This is a genomic window from Ruegeria sp. Alg231-54 (assembly GCF_900143525.1).
Taxonomy (GTDB): domain Bacteria; phylum Pseudomonadota; class Alphaproteobacteria; order Rhodobacterales; family Rhodobacteraceae; genus Ruegeria.
Map to the genome: position 1 here is coordinate 113,973 of NZ_FREZ01000010.1, position 16,657 is coordinate 130,629.

The 16,657-nt window shown below is 57.9% G+C and carries 24 protein-coding genes; 10 read left to right on the plus strand and 14 right to left on the minus strand.

Translation table 11 applies throughout. The features are described from left to right. Positions 1–98 precede the first annotated feature (98 nt). Both DHN12_RS17265 and DHN12_RS17270 read right to left on the minus strand, forming a co-directional pair. Positions 99–494: a hypothetical protein gene (locus DHN12_RS17265; protein ID WP_108861302.1), complete on the minus strand. Its 396-nt coding sequence runs from the start codon at positions 492–494 to the stop codon at positions 99–101. Between the two features lie 45 nt (positions 495–539). Continuing rightward, positions 540–1,739, minus strand: coding sequence for a PLP-dependent aminotransferase family protein (locus DHN12_RS17270; RefSeq protein WP_108861303.1), 1,200 nt, complete (start codon positions 1,737–1,739; stop codon positions 540–542). A 156-nt stretch (positions 1,740–1,895) separates the two neighbouring features. On the opposite strand from DHN12_RS17270, the gene DHN12_RS17275 reads away from it, so the two are divergent. Next, a complete protein-coding gene (locus tag DHN12_RS17275; protein WP_108861304.1) occupies positions 1,896–2,666 on the plus strand; it encodes an FCD domain-containing protein in 771 nt (256 codons plus the stop codon). Positions 2,667–2,669: 3 nt separating this feature from the next. Here DHN12_RS17275 and DHN12_RS17280 read toward each other — a convergent pair whose 3' ends face one another. From DHN12_RS17280 to DHN12_RS17310, 7 genes are all read right to left on the minus strand, one after another. Next, positions 2,670–3,452: a class I SAM-dependent methyltransferase gene (locus DHN12_RS17280; protein ID WP_108861305.1), complete on the minus strand. Its 783-nt coding sequence runs from the start codon at positions 3,450–3,452 to the stop codon at positions 2,670–2,672. A 3-nt stretch (positions 3,453–3,455) separates the two neighbouring features. Then, entirely contained in the window at positions 3,456–4,316 is an 861-nt protein-coding gene (locus DHN12_RS17285; RefSeq protein WP_159090049.1) for a hypothetical protein, read from the minus strand. A gap of 268 nt (positions 4,317–4,584) precedes the next feature. Next, on the minus strand, positions 4,585–5,145 hold the full coding sequence (locus DHN12_RS17290) for a F0F1 ATP synthase subunit B (protein WP_108861307.1): 561 nt from the start codon (positions 5,143–5,145) through the stop codon (positions 4,585–4,587). A gap of 5 nt (positions 5,146–5,150) precedes the next feature. Further along, positions 5,151–5,702 carry a F0F1 ATP synthase subunit B' gene (locus DHN12_RS17295; protein WP_058273311.1) on the minus strand — a complete coding sequence of 184 codons (552 nt, stop codon included), beginning with the start codon at positions 5,700–5,702 and terminating at the stop codon, positions 5,151–5,153. Positions 5,703–5,788: 86 nt separating this feature from the next. Then, positions 5,789–6,013, minus strand: a complete 225-nt coding sequence (locus tag DHN12_RS17300) for a F0F1 ATP synthase subunit C (protein ID WP_005981269.1) — start codon at positions 6,011–6,013, stop codon at positions 5,789–5,791. Positions 6,014–6,061: 48 nt separating this feature from the next. After that, positions 6,062–6,820 (minus strand): F0F1 ATP synthase subunit A, encoded by a 759-nt coding sequence (locus DHN12_RS17305; protein ID WP_108861308.1) that lies wholly within the window; start codon positions 6,818–6,820, stop codon positions 6,062–6,064. Between the two features lie 2 nt (positions 6,821–6,822). After that, the gene (locus DHN12_RS17310; protein WP_108861309.1) at positions 6,823–7,155 is read right to left on the minus strand and encodes an AtpZ/AtpI family protein; all 333 of its coding nucleotides are present in this window, start codon (positions 7,153–7,155) and stop codon (positions 6,823–6,825) included. Between the two features lie 231 nt (positions 7,156–7,386). Here DHN12_RS17310 and DHN12_RS17315 point away from each other — a divergent pair, with 231 nt between their 5' ends. Next, positions 7,387–7,722 (plus strand): helix-turn-helix transcriptional regulator, encoded by a 336-nt coding sequence (locus DHN12_RS17315; protein WP_058273314.1) that lies wholly within the window; start codon positions 7,387–7,389, stop codon positions 7,720–7,722. Between the two features lie 2 nt (positions 7,723–7,724). Here the strand turns inward: DHN12_RS17315 and DHN12_RS17320 are convergent, their stop codons facing one another. From DHN12_RS17320 to DHN12_RS17335, 4 genes are all read right to left on the minus strand, one after another. After that, positions 7,725–8,138 (minus strand): universal stress protein, encoded by a 414-nt coding sequence (locus DHN12_RS17320; protein WP_058273315.1) that lies wholly within the window; start codon positions 8,136–8,138, stop codon positions 7,725–7,727. A 106-nt stretch (positions 8,139–8,244) separates the two neighbouring features. Continuing rightward, complete coding sequence (locus DHN12_RS17325; protein WP_159090050.1) at positions 8,245–8,523, minus strand: hypothetical protein; 279 nt, start codon at positions 8,521–8,523, stop codon at positions 8,245–8,247. Positions 8,524–8,587: 64 nt separating this feature from the next. Next, a complete protein-coding gene (locus tag DHN12_RS17330) occupies positions 8,588–9,502 on the minus strand; it encodes a DMT family transporter (RefSeq protein ID WP_108861311.1) in 915 nt (304 codons plus the stop codon). Further along, positions 9,499–10,377, minus strand: a complete 879-nt coding sequence (locus DHN12_RS17335) for a LysR family transcriptional regulator (RefSeq protein ID WP_108861312.1) — start codon at positions 10,375–10,377, stop codon at positions 9,499–9,501. Before DHN12_RS17335 ends, DHN12_RS17330 begins: the two co-directional genes overlap by 4 nt. A gap of 118 nt (positions 10,378–10,495) precedes the next feature. On the opposite strand from DHN12_RS17335, the gene DHN12_RS17340 reads away from it, so the two are divergent. Together DHN12_RS17340 and DHN12_RS17345 are read left to right on the plus strand one after the other, a co-directional pair. Then, positions 10,496–11,077, plus strand: coding sequence for an FMN-dependent NADH-azoreductase (locus DHN12_RS17340; RefSeq protein ID WP_108861313.1), 582 nt, complete (start codon positions 10,496–10,498; stop codon positions 11,075–11,077). Positions 11,078–11,148: 71 nt separating this feature from the next. Beyond that, positions 11,149–11,889 carry an aspartate/glutamate racemase family protein gene (locus tag DHN12_RS17345; RefSeq protein ID WP_108861314.1) on the plus strand — a complete coding sequence of 247 codons (741 nt, stop codon included), beginning with the start codon at positions 11,149–11,151 and terminating at the stop codon, positions 11,887–11,889. Here DHN12_RS17345 and DHN12_RS17350 read toward each other — a convergent pair whose 3' ends face one another. Beyond that, entirely contained in the window at positions 11,890–12,420 is a 531-nt protein-coding gene (locus DHN12_RS17350; RefSeq protein WP_108861387.1) for a prolyl-tRNA synthetase associated domain-containing protein, read from the minus strand. Positions 12,421–12,509: 89 nt separating this feature from the next. Here DHN12_RS17350 and DHN12_RS17355 point away from each other — a divergent pair, with 89 nt between their 5' ends. The 6 genes from DHN12_RS17355 to DHN12_RS17380 all read left to right on the plus strand — a co-directional run bounded on the left by DHN12_RS17355 (position 12,510) and on the right by DHN12_RS17380 (position 16,623). After that, on the plus strand, positions 12,510–13,028 hold the full coding sequence (locus tag DHN12_RS17355) for a hypothetical protein (protein ID WP_108861315.1): 519 nt from the start codon (positions 12,510–12,512) through the stop codon (positions 13,026–13,028). Positions 13,029–13,189: 161 nt separating this feature from the next. After that, the gene (ffh, locus tag DHN12_RS17360) at positions 13,190–14,686 is read left to right on the plus strand and encodes a signal recognition particle protein (protein WP_108861316.1); all 1,497 of its coding nucleotides are present in this window, start codon (positions 13,190–13,192) and stop codon (positions 14,684–14,686) included. Further along, positions 14,683–15,240 (plus strand): GNAT family N-acetyltransferase, encoded by a 558-nt coding sequence (locus DHN12_RS17365; protein ID WP_159090051.1) that lies wholly within the window; start codon positions 14,683–14,685, stop codon positions 15,238–15,240. The genes ffh and DHN12_RS17365 overlap by 4 nt, the downstream gene beginning before the upstream one ends. Next, positions 15,237–15,782 carry a GNAT family N-acetyltransferase gene (locus DHN12_RS17370; protein WP_108861318.1) on the plus strand — a complete coding sequence of 182 codons (546 nt, stop codon included), beginning with the start codon at positions 15,237–15,239 and terminating at the stop codon, positions 15,780–15,782. The genes DHN12_RS17365 and DHN12_RS17370 overlap by 4 nt, the downstream gene beginning before the upstream one ends. Further along, positions 15,779–16,330, plus strand: a complete 552-nt coding sequence (locus DHN12_RS17375; protein ID WP_108861319.1) for a GNAT family N-acetyltransferase — start codon at positions 15,779–15,781, stop codon at positions 16,328–16,330. Before DHN12_RS17370 ends, DHN12_RS17375 begins: the two co-directional genes overlap by 4 nt. Beyond that, complete coding sequence (locus DHN12_RS17380) at positions 16,327–16,623, plus strand: chorismate mutase (protein ID WP_058273325.1); 297 nt, start codon at positions 16,327–16,329, stop codon at positions 16,621–16,623. Before DHN12_RS17375 ends, DHN12_RS17380 begins: the two co-directional genes overlap by 4 nt. Positions 16,624–16,657: the final 34 nt, after the last annotated feature.

Consider the following 16,657-nt stretch of genomic DNA (forward strand, 5'->3'; position numbering starts at 1 on the left):
AACCCATTGGGGGTGAGTCAACGGAGTAACGCAGGATATGGGATTTCACGCCAAGTTATCCACAATATCTTGCCAAAATACGCAAAAAAGCGCGTATCTCAGTAAGGAGCGCACTCAAAAAACTGATAGCCATAGTCTTCGTAGTAGCCATAGTCGATACATTCATAGGGACCGCGAAGAAGGCTGCCGAAAATCAGCTCTTCCCCAAGTTCCCGGTCACAACCCAGAATGCCCACAGTGACCGCAGCATCGCCCAGAACATCCAACAACGGGCAACCTGACACCTGTGCCATAGCCAGTGCGGCCCGGTCGCGAATGGGGCCAAGGCGCGGAGCATATTGAGAGTTGATGCGTACAGCCTCGGCCAGTTGATCGCGGACCCGCACGTCAAACACACTGCCATTCACCGCAACGCGGGTCGCAGGCACATCGCGAAAGTGGGGCGTGCCGGCCGAGCAAGCGGCCAGCACTAGAAGGGACAGGTACCGGATCATACCCCCAGCATTGCGCCACCAAGGTTAACAAAACCTTTCCGCCGATCAGGCGCGCAAAACCTCACCCAATCGGCGAATACCCTCGCTGATCGTATCCTCATTCGAGTTCGAGAAACTCAACCGGATCGTGTTGCTCCCGCTGCCGTCCGGGAAAAAGGCCCCACCCGGGACAAAGGCTAATTTGACCGTGTCCAGCGCCCGGGCTAACAGTTCGGCCCCGTTTGTACCGACCGGCAATGTCAACCACACGAACATGCCACCTTCCGGCTTGGTCCACTGCACGCCATCGGGCATATGGTCCTGCAACGCCTGCAACATGGCGTCGCGGCGGGCACCGTAGACACGACGCAGCATCGGGATATGCGTGTCGAAACAAGCCCGTGCCACCTGGTCAATGGCCATCTGGTTGATGGTCGCCGAATGCAGATCGGCAGCCTGTTTCATCAACACCATTTGGGAAATCACTGGCTTTGCCGCCACGACCCAACCAACCCGCAACCCCGGAGACAAGGTTTTCGAAAAGCTTCCACAATAGATCGTGCGGCAGTCCTCAATCGACCCTTTGCACGCCAATTCCAGTGCCAGAACCGGTGGGATTGCATCCCCGTCATAACGCAGGGCCTGATAGGCGCCATCCTCGATCACCGCACAGTTTAACTGATCCGTCAGATCCAGCAGCGCTTCCCGCCCCCGCAGATCCACGGTTTCGCCTGTCGGGTTGGCGAAATCGGGCGAGAGATAGGCAAATTTGACCGCGCCTTCGCCCGCTAACGCAGCGTACTCAGCCGCGCCCCGGTTGCCATTGATGCTGAGCCGGTCAAAACGCGGTTCATAGGCATTGAATGCGGCCAGTGCGCCCAGATAGGTCGGCCATCCGACCAACGCAGTATCGCCCGGCGACAGATAGAGTTTACCCAGATAATCCAGTGCCTGCTGCGAGCCTGACGTGATCAGGATGTTCTCAAGCCCGCATTTCACACCAATTGAACCCATGTGGTCGATGAGCCATTCCCGCAGCGGGACGTAGCCTTCGCTGACGGAATATTGCAGCGCCTGGGCCTGCTGGTTCGGCCCCAACGCAGCTTGAAAGGCGGCAGAGAATCCTTCGGCTGGAAACAACGCGGGATCGGGGATGCCGCCTGCAAACGAGATGATCCCCGGCTGATCCAACAGCTTTAACAACTCACGTATCTCAGACGCTTTCATCCGGGATGCCCGCGTGGCGAACAATTCGTGCGTAGACATGAGTCTCCTCCGCTCTCAGTCACGGCCAGCGTAGAGAGGAATAGCATAAAGTCAACAATGCTGACCTAAATTTTTCAAGCCACGCGAACCCGAATTCTTGAACCTCGCCGCCATCCATGGTCATATCATTTGACCAATTTCCGGAATGACGCCTGTATGCCTTTTCAAAAAGTTCAGACCGAAAAGCTTTCAATCGCGGTGGTTCGCCAGATTGAACTGCTGATCCTGCGCGGCATACTGCGCCCCGGCGAACGTCTGCCCGCCGAACGCGAATTGGCCGAGCGGCTGGGCGTATCCCGGCCGTCCCTGCGCGACGCGATCGCGGACCTGCAAAGCCAAGGGTTGCTGACAGCAAAAGCAGGATCCGGGATCTATGTGGCCGAGGTTCTGGGCTCCGCCTTCTCCCCGGCGCTGATCCGGCTGTTCGGCAGCCATGACGAGGCGGTGTTCGATTACCTCTCGTTCCGGCGCGACATGGAAGGGTTGGCCGCCGAGCGCGCAGCCCGGCTGGGCTCGGACAGCGATCTGAAGGTGGTTCAGACGATTTTTGACAAGATGGAAGCCGCTCATACCAGCAACGCGACCGAAGATGAGGCGCAGCTGGACGCGCAATTCCACATGGCGATCATCGAGGCCAGCCACAATGTGGTCATGCTGCATATGATGCGGTCAATGTACGATCTGTTGCGGCAGGGTGTGTTCTATAACCGCCAGATGATGTTCCAGCAGCAAACGACGCGCGAAGCAATTCTGGACCAGCACCGCGCCATCAACACGGCGCTTCAGGCACGCGACCCGGCTGCGGCCAGACACGCGGTTCAAGAACATCTAAGCTTTGTTGAACGCTGCATGGCAGATCAGCAAAAAGCAGAAAGAAACGAAGAAATCGCTCAGCAACGCCTTCAACACGAGGCAGGCACACTGTGATCGTCAACGTTTGAGTTGCATCGACTTTACGCGTTGCTTCATGTCTTCATAGTCCTGTTGCGTCAGGCTGGCACGGCGGAACGCATTTAGAATTCTCCATTGGTGCCACCGGCTGGGCCACGTGAGGCTGTCCAGCGCAGTGAAGGCATAAAGGTCTCCACGGAGGTGGACTTTCCGCATCTCCAACTGCTCAGCCATAAAATCCAGGCTTTGCTCAGAGAAAAAGCTGATGTGCTGGCCCGTCTCAAAAGCCCAGTACCACCAGTCGCGCGGCGGTAGATCCTTTGGATCGAAGCAAGTCGCCGAAAAAAAGAGCGTTTCGAAACCAAATTTCTTGCGCGCCTCTTTTATGTGCGAAAGCGGATCCGGCAAATGTTCAAGAACTTCAAAGGCCGTCGCAACTGCATATGTTCCATCATCCGCCTCGAACCCACGCGCCAACAGGTTTTCTGCATAGCGGTCGGACCAGTGAAAATTCAGTCCAATGTCCCTTAGGCCGCGAACAAACAACCCATAGCCTCCGCCAATGTCGACCCCACGGGCATCTGCAAGACCATTCGCTCGCATGACTGTTGAAACACGGCGCAGGTTCGACAGGTTTCGGGCAACGATCCCTGTATCCGTCAACGCGATCGCATCGCTATACGCTTCTTCCAGCCATGTCGGGTTTTCCACCCAGATATAACTGCAGCTTTCATCCAGAAAGTACTTTGCCGGGTGCCGCCCGATCACTTCGCTTTCAAAAAGCAACACTCCAAGTTGCCTGGTGATTGGAGAATAGGGCATTGATCACGTTGCTCCGCTCGAAAGGTCTTGTAGGTTCGGTGGAAATGGTGCTCCGCTGCCTTCACCAAGATGCTCTTGCGGCGCGATAGTCGTCAACGCCGGGTCGATATAGAGCCTGGCACCTCGTGTACGCATTTCCTGATGAAACAGGACATGTTCACAGACCAGCCGGTTCTCCTCATCTCGACATTTGTATCTCAGGCCTCGTAACGCCTGAGTTTTATAAAGGCCGGCTCCCGCAAATGCGCTGTCGACAGGTATAAGTTGGCAATCTTCTGGAATATGAAACTGACGGTCATGGATCATAGTCTTCAAAAGGTTTCGACGCCATTTTTGTCTGCCAAACAGAGGCTTACGCGCGTTGTGTATCTGTTGCCAGACATCCTGTTCGCACCACCCCCGGCAGCGCAAGGCATATAGGTCGTAGTAGGCAGGCCTTGAATTTGCAAAAACCGCTTCCCACTGAATTTCAGAACGCTTGGCTGCTGCCAAGACAGCTTCGGGATTCAAACAGATGTTCGGCCCGTCTAAATCCAGCATCAGAGTCAGGTGGTTGTCACGACCTCTCTTTTCGAGAGTTTCAAGTATAGAGTTTCGAGCAGCAGTGATACGTTCGACACGTTCAGAAATGTCCGAGATCACACCATCCAGCCGAATGATATGAACCTCGGCACACCGGTTTGCGAATTCGGACAGTGTCTGGTCTGTGTCATCTGTATTGTCATTGGTGGCAATGATGACCGAGTATTGCCCCACCCGTTTCGAAAAGTCTTCGATCCGATGGATCGTTTCTTTCAGAGCCGAACCCCCGTTGCGCACCGCGCCGACAATGTTCATGGAAATAGTGTTGTCTGTGGCGGGCACGGTCACTCTTTTCCTGTTTCTGGATTTCAGCTTTCTACCTCATCCGACGTTGTTTTGTGCATTCCCAGAGTCTCCGGAAAGGGAAGTGGACGCACTATGGCTCTGTCCTAAAACGCCCAAACAACGCCTTCGCATCCGTCAAATCACAATTCGGATCCGCTGCACAAGTGGCTAGATTAGGATCGCGCGCCGTCGCTATAGAAATCAAATGACCCGAAAGCATGCGGCTTCCGGGTCACTTCTGTTATTGATTTGCTATCCGTCGGTGTCAGTGCAGTTTGTCACCAACATCCGCGATGGCCGCGTCGATCAGCTTGTTCGCCTGTGCCGCGGTCATCTGCTTGGCCAGAACCGCGTTGGCAGCCGATACCGCAACGGTGATGGCCTGATCACGGACTTCCTTGACAGCTGACGCCTCAGCCGAAGCGATCTGGTCCTGAGCTGCTGCCAGACGGCGGGCGATGGATTTCTCCAAATCGACCTTTGCCTGTTCTGCCGCCAGAATAGCGTCTTCCTTGGCTGCAGCCACGATGGCATCCGCTTGGGTCTGCACTTCACGCTGCTTGCGCTCGTACGAGGCCAACAGGCTGCGTGCCTCTTCATGCAGGGCGCGGGCTTCGTCCAGTTCGGACTTGATGCCGTCAGCGCGATTGTCCAGCGCGCCACCAATCATGCCCGGAACCTTGAAATAGAACAGGACCGCGATGAAAACGATGAAGCCCAAAAGGACCACAAAGTCGGTATTGCCAAGCGAGAAGAACGGGCCGCTTGCAGCCAGCGCGGGGCTGGCGGTGCCGACGATCAGGATAAGGGCAAGAGTATTCCGCATGTCACTTATCCTTTCGTCTGCGCGTCAATTGCACTGTCGATGGCTTTGGCATCTGCCTCACCGCCCAGTGCTGTGACCAGTTCAGCCGCCGTATCCTTGGCAACCACTTGAATGCTTTCCAGCGCGCCGGCACGAATATCGGCAATTGCCTTTTCCGATTCAGCCGCCTTTGCAGCGATTTCCAAGTCTGCCTTGGCAATCGCGTCATCCAGACCAGACTGAATTTCAGCGCGGGCTTCCGCCGCGATACGCTGTGCCTCAGAACGGGCATCGGCCAGCGCCTTGTTATAGGCCTCTTCAGCCTCGACCGCTTTGGCCTTCAGATCTTCGGCCGCAGCCAGGTCATTTGTAATGGTCCCCTGACGTTCCGCCAGGATTGCCGCGATGCGGGGCAAAGCCACGCGAGACAGGACCAGAAAGATGACGACCAGCGTAATGACCAGCCAGAAAATCTGGTTGGGGAACCAATCGAAGCAGAGTTGGGGCATCCCGATCGCCGACCCATGAGAGTCAACGCAAGTACCTGCAATCTCTTCGTATACGGGTTCTGTCGCCATGATGTCCTCCGTCGGAACATTGTCTTTACAACAGGTGGGCCGCTATGGCTTGGACCCACCTGCGCGTAAGGATCAGGTTCCGCAGATTAGACGGCGAACATCAGCAGCAGCGAGACCAAGAATGCGAAGATCCCTAGGGCTTCTGCGAATGCGATACCGATGAACAGGGTTGCGGTCTGCGAAGCAGCCGCCGAAGGGTTGCGCAGGGCGCCGGCCAGGAAGTTGCCTGCTACGTTGCCCACCCCGATTGCGGCTGCGCCGGAACCGATTGCTGCCAGGCCTGCGCCGATGTGTGCGAGATCGCCTTCCATGATGTTTCTCCTTACGAATTGGAAGTTTCGATGTTTGGGTATCGGACCTTAGTGCGAAGGATGCAGCGCATCTTTCAGGTAAACACAGGTCAGAATGGTGAATACGTAGGCCTGGATGAAGGCCACTAGGACCTCGAGGCCGTACATTGCGGTGATTGCCAGAACGGACACGGGCGAGATCACGGCAATCGCGGCAAAGCCTGCGAACACCTTGATAACCGCGTGGCCCGCCATGACGTTACCGGCAAGACGAATAGAGTGGCTGACCGGGCGCACAAAGTACGAGATCAGCTCGATGATCGCCAAAATCGGACGCAGCGCCAGTGGGGCGCTGGACACCCAGAACAACCCCAAAAACGCGGCACCGTTCTTGACGAAACCCAGGATGGTCACGGTCAGGAACACGGCCAGCGCCAGCGGGATGGTCACGGCGAAATGCGATGTGGTGGTGAACGATGTCGGGATCAGACCCAGGAAGTTCGCGGTCACGATGAACATGAACAAAGTCATGACATAGGGGAAGTACTTAACGCCTTCCTTACCGCAGATGTCTTCGAGCATTTTGTAGATGAAGCCATAAGCCAGTTCCGCGATCGATTGCATACGGGTAGGAACGATGGCGCGCTTCGAGGTGCTCAGAACCAGCAGGCCGATGATGGCCAGGATGGCAAGGAACAACCACAGGGTCACGTTGGTAGGTGTGTACCAGGCAATCGAGTCACCGCCAAAAAGCGGCTTGACGATGAACTGATCCATCGGATGAAAAACTAGGCTGCTGCCTTCTGCTGCGGTGGTCTCAGTCGCCACGTTCAGTCCCTCTCGTCCTTGTCGGCTGCCTCAGCCGCCGTTTGCTTTTCCTGAGCCTGCTGTGCGCTGCGGAGCATAACCTTCACCCCGGCGACCAAGCCCAGTACTGTAAACAGCACCAGAAAGATCGGGATTGTCCCGAGCAGGCTGTCCAGCCCGTATCCGATGCCAAATCCGATCCCCAGACCGGATACCATTTCGATGACCATCCTCCAGGCAAGCTCGCCCCCGGACACGTCAGCATCCGCACGAGGTTTCGGCGCTTTGGCCTTTTTTGCCGCGTCGATCTTGGCCTCCAGCTGCGCCATACGCTGCTTTTGGTCATCATCGGTCACGGGCAATTCCCTCGCACAGTCTTGGGTAGGGTGCTAAGGGGCGCAAGGCACAGAGTCAACGGTGTTCAACGCCCGATTTGACGCAAGCTAAGCATCTGGTTTTAAGCGATTTATTCATGCATCCGAGGCACCTCAAAATTGCTCCCATCCATCGGCCCGCGCAAAAACCACTCAATTCGCATATTCAACCAAATGGTTGACCAAAATCGTGCGCTGTGATTGAGCGATGGCATGTCCAATGACCTCGATACCGTTTTCGCAGCCCTCGCTGACCCGACCCGCCGCGCCATCCTTGCGATGCTCCTGGAAGATGACATGGCCGTCACCGACGTCGCCGACCCGTTCGAAATGTCGCTGGCCGCGATCTCGAAACATCTGATCATTCTGACCAAGGCCGGGTTGATCAGCCAGGAAAAGCGCGGGCGGGTGAAGTGGTGCAAGCTGGAACCCGACGCGCTGCGCGCAGCATCCGTCTGGATGCAGGGGTTCGGTCAGTTCGAACCGGTCAATCTGGATGCGTTTGAACGTTTTCTGGAAGTCGAACTGCCCGCAACAGACGATCCCTAGACCTATCTGACGACAAACACCGATACCTTGGCGTGCTTGGCCAGATATCCAGCATGGCTGGAAAAGATATGGTCTGTGATGCGCGGTGCATGGGTCCCAACGACGATCAAATCGGCCCCAATCTCTTCGGCGGCGCGGGTCAAATCACCGTCGACCTCTGCAGCTACATCTACCGAGTGGATGTTGCGCGCTGAAACCTCGGAGCCGCTCTGCTCGGTAAGTTGATCCACAATGGCTTGCAGTTCGGTGCTGATCTCCGCATCTGAATGCGTGACGTCGCCCGGCTGGGTTCCGGTCACGCTGACGATCGTGATCCGGGCGTTTTGCCATCTCGCCATTTGCGCCGCGACATCCAGAGCTTTGCGAATTTCCGGCGGCAGGTGAATATCAACCGGGATCATAATGTGACTAAACATGGCATCTTCCTCCTGCCGCCGATGTTAGCGGGCTCAGGAATAGAGCACTTTGATCTGCCTCATGTAGTTGATCGCGACTATTTCTATCGGTTTGGTCCGTTCCCAGCTAGCCTTCCTGACTATACTCGACGCCGATGATCACACCCGTTGCATCCGCAAGACACAACCACGGTGCCTGAGCGCCAGCGACCTCAATTGTCGTGATTGTTCCAGTCGGTACCGATTCAGTCGAAACCGCGTTGACGTCAGCGGCCTGAACACCCGTCTCAGCCGATACCAGCGCCTCACAACTGCCTTGAAGGTCGGTCTCTGACGACCCCTGTCCCCCTCCTTGCGTACAGGCGGATAACATCGCACCAACGACAAATAGAATAGCTTGCTTCATCATTCCCCCCGGGATGGTTCATCAGACCCGAGGGTTGTAGGATTACGGCCAATTGGCAAGGGGGTCATTCCGAGACCGGCGCAGTATCTTTCGCAGGTTGTTCTTCGCTTTTGAGCAGCAGAACCAGCGCGATCGCGGTTAAAACGACACCGACCAGCACCATGACGGTTGGCGCGGGCCGCCCAAGCGCGATCTCCCACAGGATCACCCAGCTGGGGATCAGATATGTGTAGGCCATAACCTTGGCCGACGGCAGGCGCAGCGCTGCAAACTGGACCAGAACGAAACTGGAGGCCGTTGCGAAGATAGAAAGATACAGCAGACTGACCCAGACGATCAGCGGCAGGTTCGCCCAATCGGTTGCACGGATGTCTGACCAGCCGACCACCGTCAGGATGACGCAGCCTGCAACCAGTGTTCCAAATGTAAAGACCACTGCGGGCTCGCCCCGGTTCAGTTTGCGCACCATCGGCGTGTAGATTGCATGCGCCATGCAGCCCCAGAAAAAGATGATCTCTCCGCCACCGATCTCGAAGGCGCGAAAGGACTGCCAATCGGCGCGAAAGATAACCCATAAAGCTCCGGTTGCCCCCACCGTCAGGGCAAAAGCCATACGCGGCGTGGTGATCTGGCGCAGCAGAACCCACCCGGCGACTGCAGACATGACCGGCGTCAGGGTGAATACCGCGGATGTGCTGACCGGATCTGCGGTTTTCAGGCCGTAAAACATAAGAACAAAGTAAGTGGCGAACAGCCCGCCCAAAACGGCGTATCGCCACGGCGCTTGCGCAGCGCTGCGCGGCAAACCGGTGGTGGCTAACGCGGCAATGCCGATGATGACGGCCGCAATCAGAAACCGTCCGGCTGTAATCGCCAACGGCGCAATCTGATTGGCCACGATGGACCCCAGCGAGAAGCTACCTGCCACCAAAACCGAGAAGGTGATCATGGCCAGATGGCCACGCGCCTGCGGTGTCACGAAAGCCAGCCCTTGGACTGTTCCTTGAGGAATGACAGGAACGCCTGCACCTTGGTCGTACGATGCAGGTCTACATGTGTCACCAGCCATAGCTTGCCCGACCATTCGGGCAGCGGTTCCATTACTTCGACCAGTTCCGGATCGCGGGTTGCTTCCCACCGGGCCATGAAGCCGATCCCAGCACCTGCCAGAACCGCCTCGCGCATGCAGAAGTTGTTGGTACAGCGGAATGCGATTGCCTCGGCAGGAACGTTTTCGCGCAGCCATCTGGAAAACGGTGCGCGGCTGTTCTCATCATCCGTGCCGACAAATAGGTGGTCGGCGAATTCGTCCAAGCTGGCCGGTCGACCGCGGCGCGCAATGTAAGACTTGCTGGCAAACAGCCCGATTTCTTGCGGGATAAACGGCTGCACCACATTGTCAGGCTGATCCGGGGCAGCGCCCGCCCTGATCGCCACATGTGCCTCGCCATATTCCAAACGGAACAGGCGGTCCCCGGTCAGGTAACGCACGATCAGGCCCGGATGCATTGATTGGAACTCGGACAGGGCGGGAACGACTAAGGGCGCCAGCGAGGCCAGAGATGTTACAACCAATTCGCCCGACACGTCATCGCCGCGCCCTTTCATTCGGCCCACCAACTGATTGAACTGATCTTCGGTGGCCTGAGCCACGCGCAGAAGGTCCTCTCCGGCATCGGTTGGGGTATAGCCACGGGCGTGGCGTTGGAACAGTTTGACGCCCAGTCGCGCCTCGATCGCGTCGATATGGCGGATCACGGTGGCATGGTGCACGCCCAAGATTTCTGCCGCGCCGCTGACGGTGCCCATCCGAGCGACCTGATACGCGGTTTTGACTTCGTCCCAATTATCCATGCTCAAGCCCACTGTGCAAATTCCAACAATACCTGTTGGTATATCCGCGTTTCGTTCGCTGGCGCAACACTCATATTGGGATCGGAAACAGACACCCCGCCAAAAAGGAAACCCTGACATGACCAAGACCATCCTGCATATCGACGCCTCGGCCCGCCGCACCGGATCCGCCACCCGCGACCTTTCCGGCCAGATTATCGGGCATCTTGGCGCCGGGCGCATCATCCGTCGCGATCTTGCCAGCCCCCTGCCCTTGCTTACCGAAGACTGGATCAACGCCAACTTCACCCCCGCGGATCAGCGTGACGAGGTTCAACGTGATCTGCTGGCCCTGTCCGACGAGTTGGTAAGCGAGCTGCAAAACGCCGACACCATTGTTATCGGGCTGCCGATCTACAATTTCTCGGTGCCTGCGGCCTTCAAGGCCTGGATCGACCTTGTCGCCCGCGTGGGTCTGACCTTTGCCTATTCGGAAACCGGCCCCAAAGGCCTGCTGGAAGGTAAGCGCGCCGTGCTGGCAATCGCGTCCGGCGGCACCGAAGTAGGGTCCGAGATCGACTTTGCCACCAACTATGCCAAGCACGTTCTAGGGTTCATCGGCATCCGCGACGTCGACGTGATTGCGGCTGACAGGATGGCGCTGGATGCGGACGCCGCGTTGGCGAATGCCCAAAAAGCGGTAACTCAACTCGCCGCCTGATCCACCTCTGGCCTTTGTCTTGTGAAACGTCCAGTCTGCCTCAAGCGAGATTTGCAGACTGGGCGTATATCATGAAGAAAATCGGCATTCTGGGCGGTGTGGGCTGGGCTTCGACCGTGGATTATTACCGAGCGATCGCAGAAGGGGCCAGCAGGCACTTTGCCAATCGCGGCCACGGCTCGCCCCTGCCGATCCCACCCATGACAATCGAATCCGTAACACAAGCCAAAACCCGCGCGCTGCGGGGCACCGCCGGGAACGAAACCAGTTGGTCCGGGTTTGACGCGGTGTTTCGCGAGGCGCTGCTGACGCTTGAAAACGCGGGCTGCGACTTTGGCATCATCGCCTCGAACACTCCGCACGCGCGACTGCATGCGATCCGGCAAGGTATCACCATGCCCATTCTCAGCATTTTCGATGCAACGGCTGAGGCCACAGCATCTGCCAAGGCGTCCACAGCCCTGGTTCTGGGAACGACAGTGACCATGCAGGCCAGCAATTATTCAGACCGGTTGGCCGCCGAATGGATCACTGCAAATGATCGCCTGCCCGAAACGGAAATTGCCGAGATGCAGGCGATGATCGACAGTGACTTCTACGGCGGCGCATCAGACACAGCGCGCGCGCGTTTGCTCGCTTTCTGTGACAAGCACGCAAAGCCTGGAACTGCGATCCTGTTGGCGTGCACCGAACTGCCGCTGGCCTTTCCCGACCACCTGGATCACCCTGTTTTCGAGGCCGACGGCCACCTGTTCGTCAATCCGTCCGCTGCCCATGTCGCCGCAGCCCTCGAAGAGGCGCTGAGCGACTGATCACAGCAGCCAGGTGACCTCGCATCCGATCCGATCGAAGAATGCCATTAGGTCATCGCGTGTCATGGCGACAGTCCGGTCATTTACCAGCGGATGCATATAGATGACGTCCGCCGTTTGCGCGGCGGCGTCCATGAAGAACCGCACATCGTTTGACGCCCCGTTGATCATGGCCAGCGGACTGACCGCGCCGGGGCGGATGCCAAGGTTCTGAAACAACCGATCCGCCGATCCAAAGGACAGATTACCGATCCCCAACTCTGTGCCCAACGCCTTGAGGTCAATCTCGCGGCTTTGTTCCAGCGTCACCAGATAGTTCCGCTTTTTCTTGTCGCGCAGGTACAGGTTCTTGAGGCGCAGGGAGTTTTCGCCCGGCACCAGGAATTGCTCTTTAACGCCTTTGGCATCCTCAACCGTGCGCAGGGGGATATGCGTGTGCAGACGATAGCTCAGCCCCCAGTCATCCAACCGCTGCAACAGCGCGTCTGAACTGATCGGCAACGTGTCTTGAAAAGCGGATGACGCGTCCATGAGAACCTCCTCGTTTGAGGCGCTCATCGCGCAATGCGCTGACAGATTCAAGCCACGACAGGCCTAAAAATCGATGCTAGCGTGCCGCCATGAAAGTCACGCGCAGCACCCCGGACCAACTGATCCTGACCAACACGCCATGGTTCATCGGCATCACGCTGGTACTCTTTATCCTCTGTTTTGTTGGGGCTGGTTTGTTCATGGTCAGCGAGGGTGGCGAAGGCATATTGTTCGGCATCTTCTTTGCTCTGTTCGGTGGCGGGTTGGGCTTTGGCGCATTCTGCGTCTTTGTGCGCCGCGTACAGGTCATATTGGACCGCAACAGCAATAGCATCTTGATCCGTCGCCAATCGATCTTTGGATATGACGCAGTAGAACATGAGTTGTCGAACCTGTCCCATGCCGAGGTGGAAACCACCACCTCGACCCGCGACAGAACCACGTCCAAGATGCATCGCCCCGTTCTAGTCCTTAAAAAAGGCATGAGTGCTGGTCGTCACCCGATCGTCGAAGCCTATGTCAGCGGGCGCGGCGCACAGCGGATGGTTGATGCGGTCAACAACTGGCTACCCGCGCGAGAGGTTGACTCGGACAGCCAATCGGCCTAAATCGCCGTCAAACATCCGGAAGCGTCTGATCTTCCGGTCCCTTGAGTCGTTCAGGGATCGCCCCCCACCAGCGTGTCACGCCCGTGGGGGCAATTGTGCATTTAACCGGCGCTTCCTACCTAGGAACTGCCATCAGATAACCGGCTAAGGAGGCCGAAGGCATGTTTGAAAATCTATCCGAACGCCTCTCTGGCGTCTTTGACCGGCTGACCAAACAGGGTGCCCTGTCCGAAGAGGACGTCAAAACCGCTCTGCGTGAGGTTCGGGTTGCCCTGCTTGAGGCTGACGTCTCGCTGCCGGTGGCGCGCGAATTCGTCAAGAAAGTGCAGGATCAGGCCACCGGTCAGGCGGTGACCAAATCAATCACCCCCGGACAGCAGGTCGTCAAGATCGTGCACGACGCGATGGTTGACACCCTGCGCGGCGAGGAAGACCCCGGCGCTCTGAAAATCGATAACCCGCCTGCTCCGATCCTGATGGTCGGCCTGCAGGGCTCAGGTAAAACGACCACGACCGGTAAGCTGGCGAAGCGCCTGAAAGAGAAAGAGGGCAAGAAGGTCCTTATGGCCTCGCTGGACGTTTATCGCCCGGCGGCGATGGATCAGCTGGCCGTTCTGGGCACGCAGGTCGGCGTCGATACCCTGCCGATCGTTCCTGGCCAGAAACCCGTCGACATCGCCAAACGTGCCAAGCAACAGGCGACGCTGGGTGGCTATGACGTCTATATGCTGGATACTGCTGGCCGTCTGCACATTGACGAAGTGCTGATGAACGAGGTCGAGCAGGTTCGTAACGTTGTTGATCCGCGCGAGACCCTGCTGGTGGTCGACGGCCTGACCGGTCAGGTCGCCGTTGAAGTGGCCGAGGAATTCGAAGCCAAGGTCGGCATTTCCGGCGTAGTCTTGACTCGGATGGACGGCGACGGGCGCGGTGGTGCGGCGCTGTCTATGCGTGCGGTCACCGGCAAGCCGATCCGCTTTGTCGGTTTGGGCGAGAAAATGGACGCGCTCGAAACCTTTGAGCCGGACCGGATCGCGGGACGTATTCTGGGCATGGGCGACATCGTTGCCCTGGTCGAAAAAGCCCAGGAAACGATGGAGATGGAACAGACCGAGCGCATGATGAAGCGCATGGTTAAAGGTCAGTTCAACATGAACGACCTGAAGATGCAGCTGGAACAGATGATCCAGATGGGCGGCATGCAGGGCATGATGGGCATGATGCCCGGCATGGGTAAGATGGCCAAGCAAGTCGAAGAGGCGGGCATGGACGACAAGGTGCTCAAGCGCCAGATCGCCCTGATCCAGTCCATGACCAAACGCGAACGTGCCAACCCGCAACTGTTGCAGGCGAGCCGTAAGAAACGGATCGCAGCCGGTTCCGGCATGGAGGTCAGTGACCTCAACAAGCTGATCAAGATGCACCGGCAGATGTCGGACATGATGAAGAAGATGGGGAAAATGGGCAAAGGCAAGATGCTGAAGCAGGCCATGAAAGGCATGTTCGGTAAAGGTGGCCCCAGCCCCGAAGACATGGCCGCAGGCATGGACCCCAAGGCGCTGGAACAGGCGGCCAAAGCGATGGGCGGAAAGATGCCTGGAATGGGTGGCGGCATGGCCCTGCCCCCGGGTCTGAGCGGTTTCGGAAAGAAAAAGTGACACCAGCACGCTGCACCCAGCCCCCGTCCGGAAAGGCGGCGATGGCAGCAGCGCAATATCGCGCGGCCCTGCCGGTCATTCAAACCCGGCGGCTGGTTCTGCGTGCATCCACTCTGGATGACTTGCCTATTTGGACCACAGTTTGCGGCGAGAGCTTTGGCAGTTCCGAACAGGAGGCTTGGACCGAGTTTTCCTACTATACCTCCGGCTGGCTTCTGCATGGGCATGGCCTGTTCACGGTGACCCTGAAGAACGATGATCAGATCGCTGGTTTCGTTTTGCTGGGGCTGGAATGGGATGACCGCGAGCCCGAGCTTGGCAATATGCTCAGCGCCGAACACCGCATGCAAGGCTACGCGACTGAGGCCTGCACTGCCGTACGTGACTTCGGTTTCGACCTGCTCGGATCGGGCCAGTTCGTCAGTTATGTCTCGCGGTCGAACATGCGTTCGAATGCGTTGGCGCAACGCCTTGGCGCATCCCGGGACGCAGCGGCCGAGAGCGCCTTTGACGCAGATCAGCGTGTCTGGCGCTATGGCGAGGTGCAAGCATGACACCGTCGATCCCCAGGTTGGAAACCGAACGCCTGATCATGCGGGCCCCTAGCGAAGCGGACTTGGAAGCCGAGGCCGAATTCTTTGCCAGCGACGCATCGAAATTCGTCGGCGGCCCCCTGCGCCCTGATGAAACATGGCGCGCCATTGCCATGCTGCTGGGTCATTGGGCCATGCGCGGCTACGGGTTCTGGGGCGTCGAGGAAAAGGACACAGGCTCCTATGTCGGCCACGTCGGCCTGTGGTGCCCGCACAGCTGGCCCGAACCTGAAATCGGTTGGACGTTGATGAATAACGCAACTGGTAAAGGTTACGCGACCGAGGCCGCGCTGGCCGCGCGCGCGCATGCCTATGATGTGCTGGGCTGGGAAACGGCAATTTCGCTGATCGACCCGGAGAATCTGGGCAGCAAGGCCGTGGCCGAACGTCTGGGTGCCCAGTTCGATTATACTTTCGAACATCCGGCTTTTGGCACGATGCAAGTCTGGCGGCACCCTGCCCCGGCCGATCTGGTGAACGGCGGGATGGAGGCCTACGCATGACCTCGTACACCATCCCCACCGTAGAAACAGAAAACCTGATCCTACGGGCACCACAAGAAGGTGATCTGCCCGCGATGACAACCTTCTTCGCGTCGGACCGCAGCCGCATGGTCGGTGGCCCAAAAACGCCACTGGAAGCATGGCGGTCCCTTTTGGGCCGGTTCGGGCATTGGGCCATTATGGGTTACGGTGGTTGGCACATCGTTGAAAAAGCCAGCGGCGCCTTTGCAGGCTGGACCGGCATCATCAACGCGACGGGCTGGGATGAGCCCGAATTGGGCTGGGTCATTTTTGATGGTTTCGAAGGCAAAGGAATTGCGTTCGAGGCCGCGATGGCTGCCCGCGCCTATGCCGCCCAACACCAGGGGGTGAATGGCCCGATTTCGTACATCGCCCATGAAAACAACCGCTCGCGCGCATTGGCCGAACGTCTTGGCGCCACCTATGAACGCGAGGGCGAGGTTGTGGGTCAACGCTGTCAGGTTTGGCGGCACCCGAAGCTCGAATTCTCTGACACCGCTTTGACCACCGAAAGGACCGGCCAATGAACAACCCTGTGACTCGGGCTGCGACGTTGCTGAAAGAGCATCGCGAAAGCATCGACCGGCTGGACGCGATCCTCGTCTACACTCTGGGCGAGCGGTTCAAGCACACCCAGGCCGTTGGCAAGCTCAAGGCCGAACACGACCTTCCCCCGTCCGATCCCTCGCGCGAGTCCGCGCAGATCGCACGGTTAGAAGACCTGGCGGACAAGGCCCATCTGGACCCAGATTTCGCCAAGGCTTTCCTGAACTTCATCATTCAGGAAGTCATCCGACACCACAAGAAACACCAGAACTAAACCGGTTAATCACCGGATACGCCATTCAAAGGAG

Excerpts from the sequence above, each read along its gene's own strand:
- ffh (WP_108861316.1), top strand. The coding sequence starts at position 13,190 with ATGTTTGAAAATCTATCCGAACGCCTCTCTGGCGTCTTTGACCGGCTG.
- DHN12_RS17265 (WP_108861302.1), bottom strand. The coding sequence starts at position 494 with ATGATCCGGTACCTGTCCCTTCTAGTGCTGGCCGCTTGCTCGGCCGGC.
- DHN12_RS17320 (WP_058273315.1), bottom strand. The coding sequence starts at position 8,138 with ATGTTTAGTCACATTATGATCCCGGTTGATATTCACCTGCCGCCGGAA.
- DHN12_RS17375 (WP_108861319.1), top strand. The coding sequence starts at position 15,779 with ATGACCTCGTACACCATCCCCACCGTAGAAACAGAAAACCTGATCCTA.
- DHN12_RS17300 (WP_005981269.1), bottom strand. The coding sequence starts at position 6,013 with ATGGAAGGCGATCTCGCACACATCGGCGCAGGCCTGGCAGCAATCGGT.
- DHN12_RS17380 (WP_058273325.1), top strand. The coding sequence starts at position 16,327 with ATGAACAACCCTGTGACTCGGGCTGCGACGTTGCTGAAAGAGCATCGC.
- DHN12_RS17280 (WP_108861305.1), bottom strand. The coding sequence starts at position 3,452 with ATGCCCTATTCTCCAATCACCAGGCAACTTGGAGTGTTGCTTTTTGAA.
- DHN12_RS17345 (WP_108861314.1), top strand. The coding sequence starts at position 11,149 with ATGAAGAAAATCGGCATTCTGGGCGGTGTGGGCTGGGCTTCGACCGTG.
- DHN12_RS17335 (WP_108861312.1), bottom strand. The coding sequence starts at position 10,377 with ATGGATAATTGGGACGAAGTCAAAACCGCGTATCAGGTCGCTCGGATG.
- DHN12_RS17350 (WP_108861387.1), bottom strand. The coding sequence starts at position 12,420 with ATGGACGCGTCATCCGCTTTTCAAGACACGTTGCCGATCAGTTCAGAC.
- DHN12_RS17370 (WP_108861318.1), top strand. The coding sequence starts at position 15,237 with ATGACACCGTCGATCCCCAGGTTGGAAACCGAACGCCTGATCATGCGG.
- DHN12_RS17295 (WP_058273311.1), bottom strand. The coding sequence starts at position 5,702 with ATGGCGACAGAACCCGTATACGAAGAGATTGCAGGTACTTGCGTTGAC.
- DHN12_RS17315 (WP_058273314.1), top strand. The coding sequence starts at position 7,387 with ATGTCCAATGACCTCGATACCGTTTTCGCAGCCCTCGCTGACCCGACC.
- DHN12_RS17270 (WP_108861303.1), bottom strand. The coding sequence starts at position 1,739 with ATGTCTACGCACGAATTGTTCGCCACGCGGGCATCCCGGATGAAAGCG.
- DHN12_RS17325 (WP_159090050.1), bottom strand. The coding sequence starts at position 8,523 with ATGAAGCAAGCTATTCTATTTGTCGTTGGTGCGATGTTATCCGCCTGT.
- DHN12_RS17275 (WP_108861304.1), top strand. The coding sequence starts at position 1,896 with ATGCCTTTTCAAAAAGTTCAGACCGAAAAGCTTTCAATCGCGGTGGTT.
- DHN12_RS17355 (WP_108861315.1), top strand. The coding sequence starts at position 12,510 with ATGAAAGTCACGCGCAGCACCCCGGACCAACTGATCCTGACCAACACG.
- DHN12_RS17290 (WP_108861307.1), bottom strand. The coding sequence starts at position 5,145 with ATGCGGAATACTCTTGCCCTTATCCTGATCGTCGGCACCGCCAGCCCC.
- DHN12_RS17340 (WP_108861313.1), top strand. The coding sequence starts at position 10,496 with ATGACCAAGACCATCCTGCATATCGACGCCTCGGCCCGCCGCACCGGA.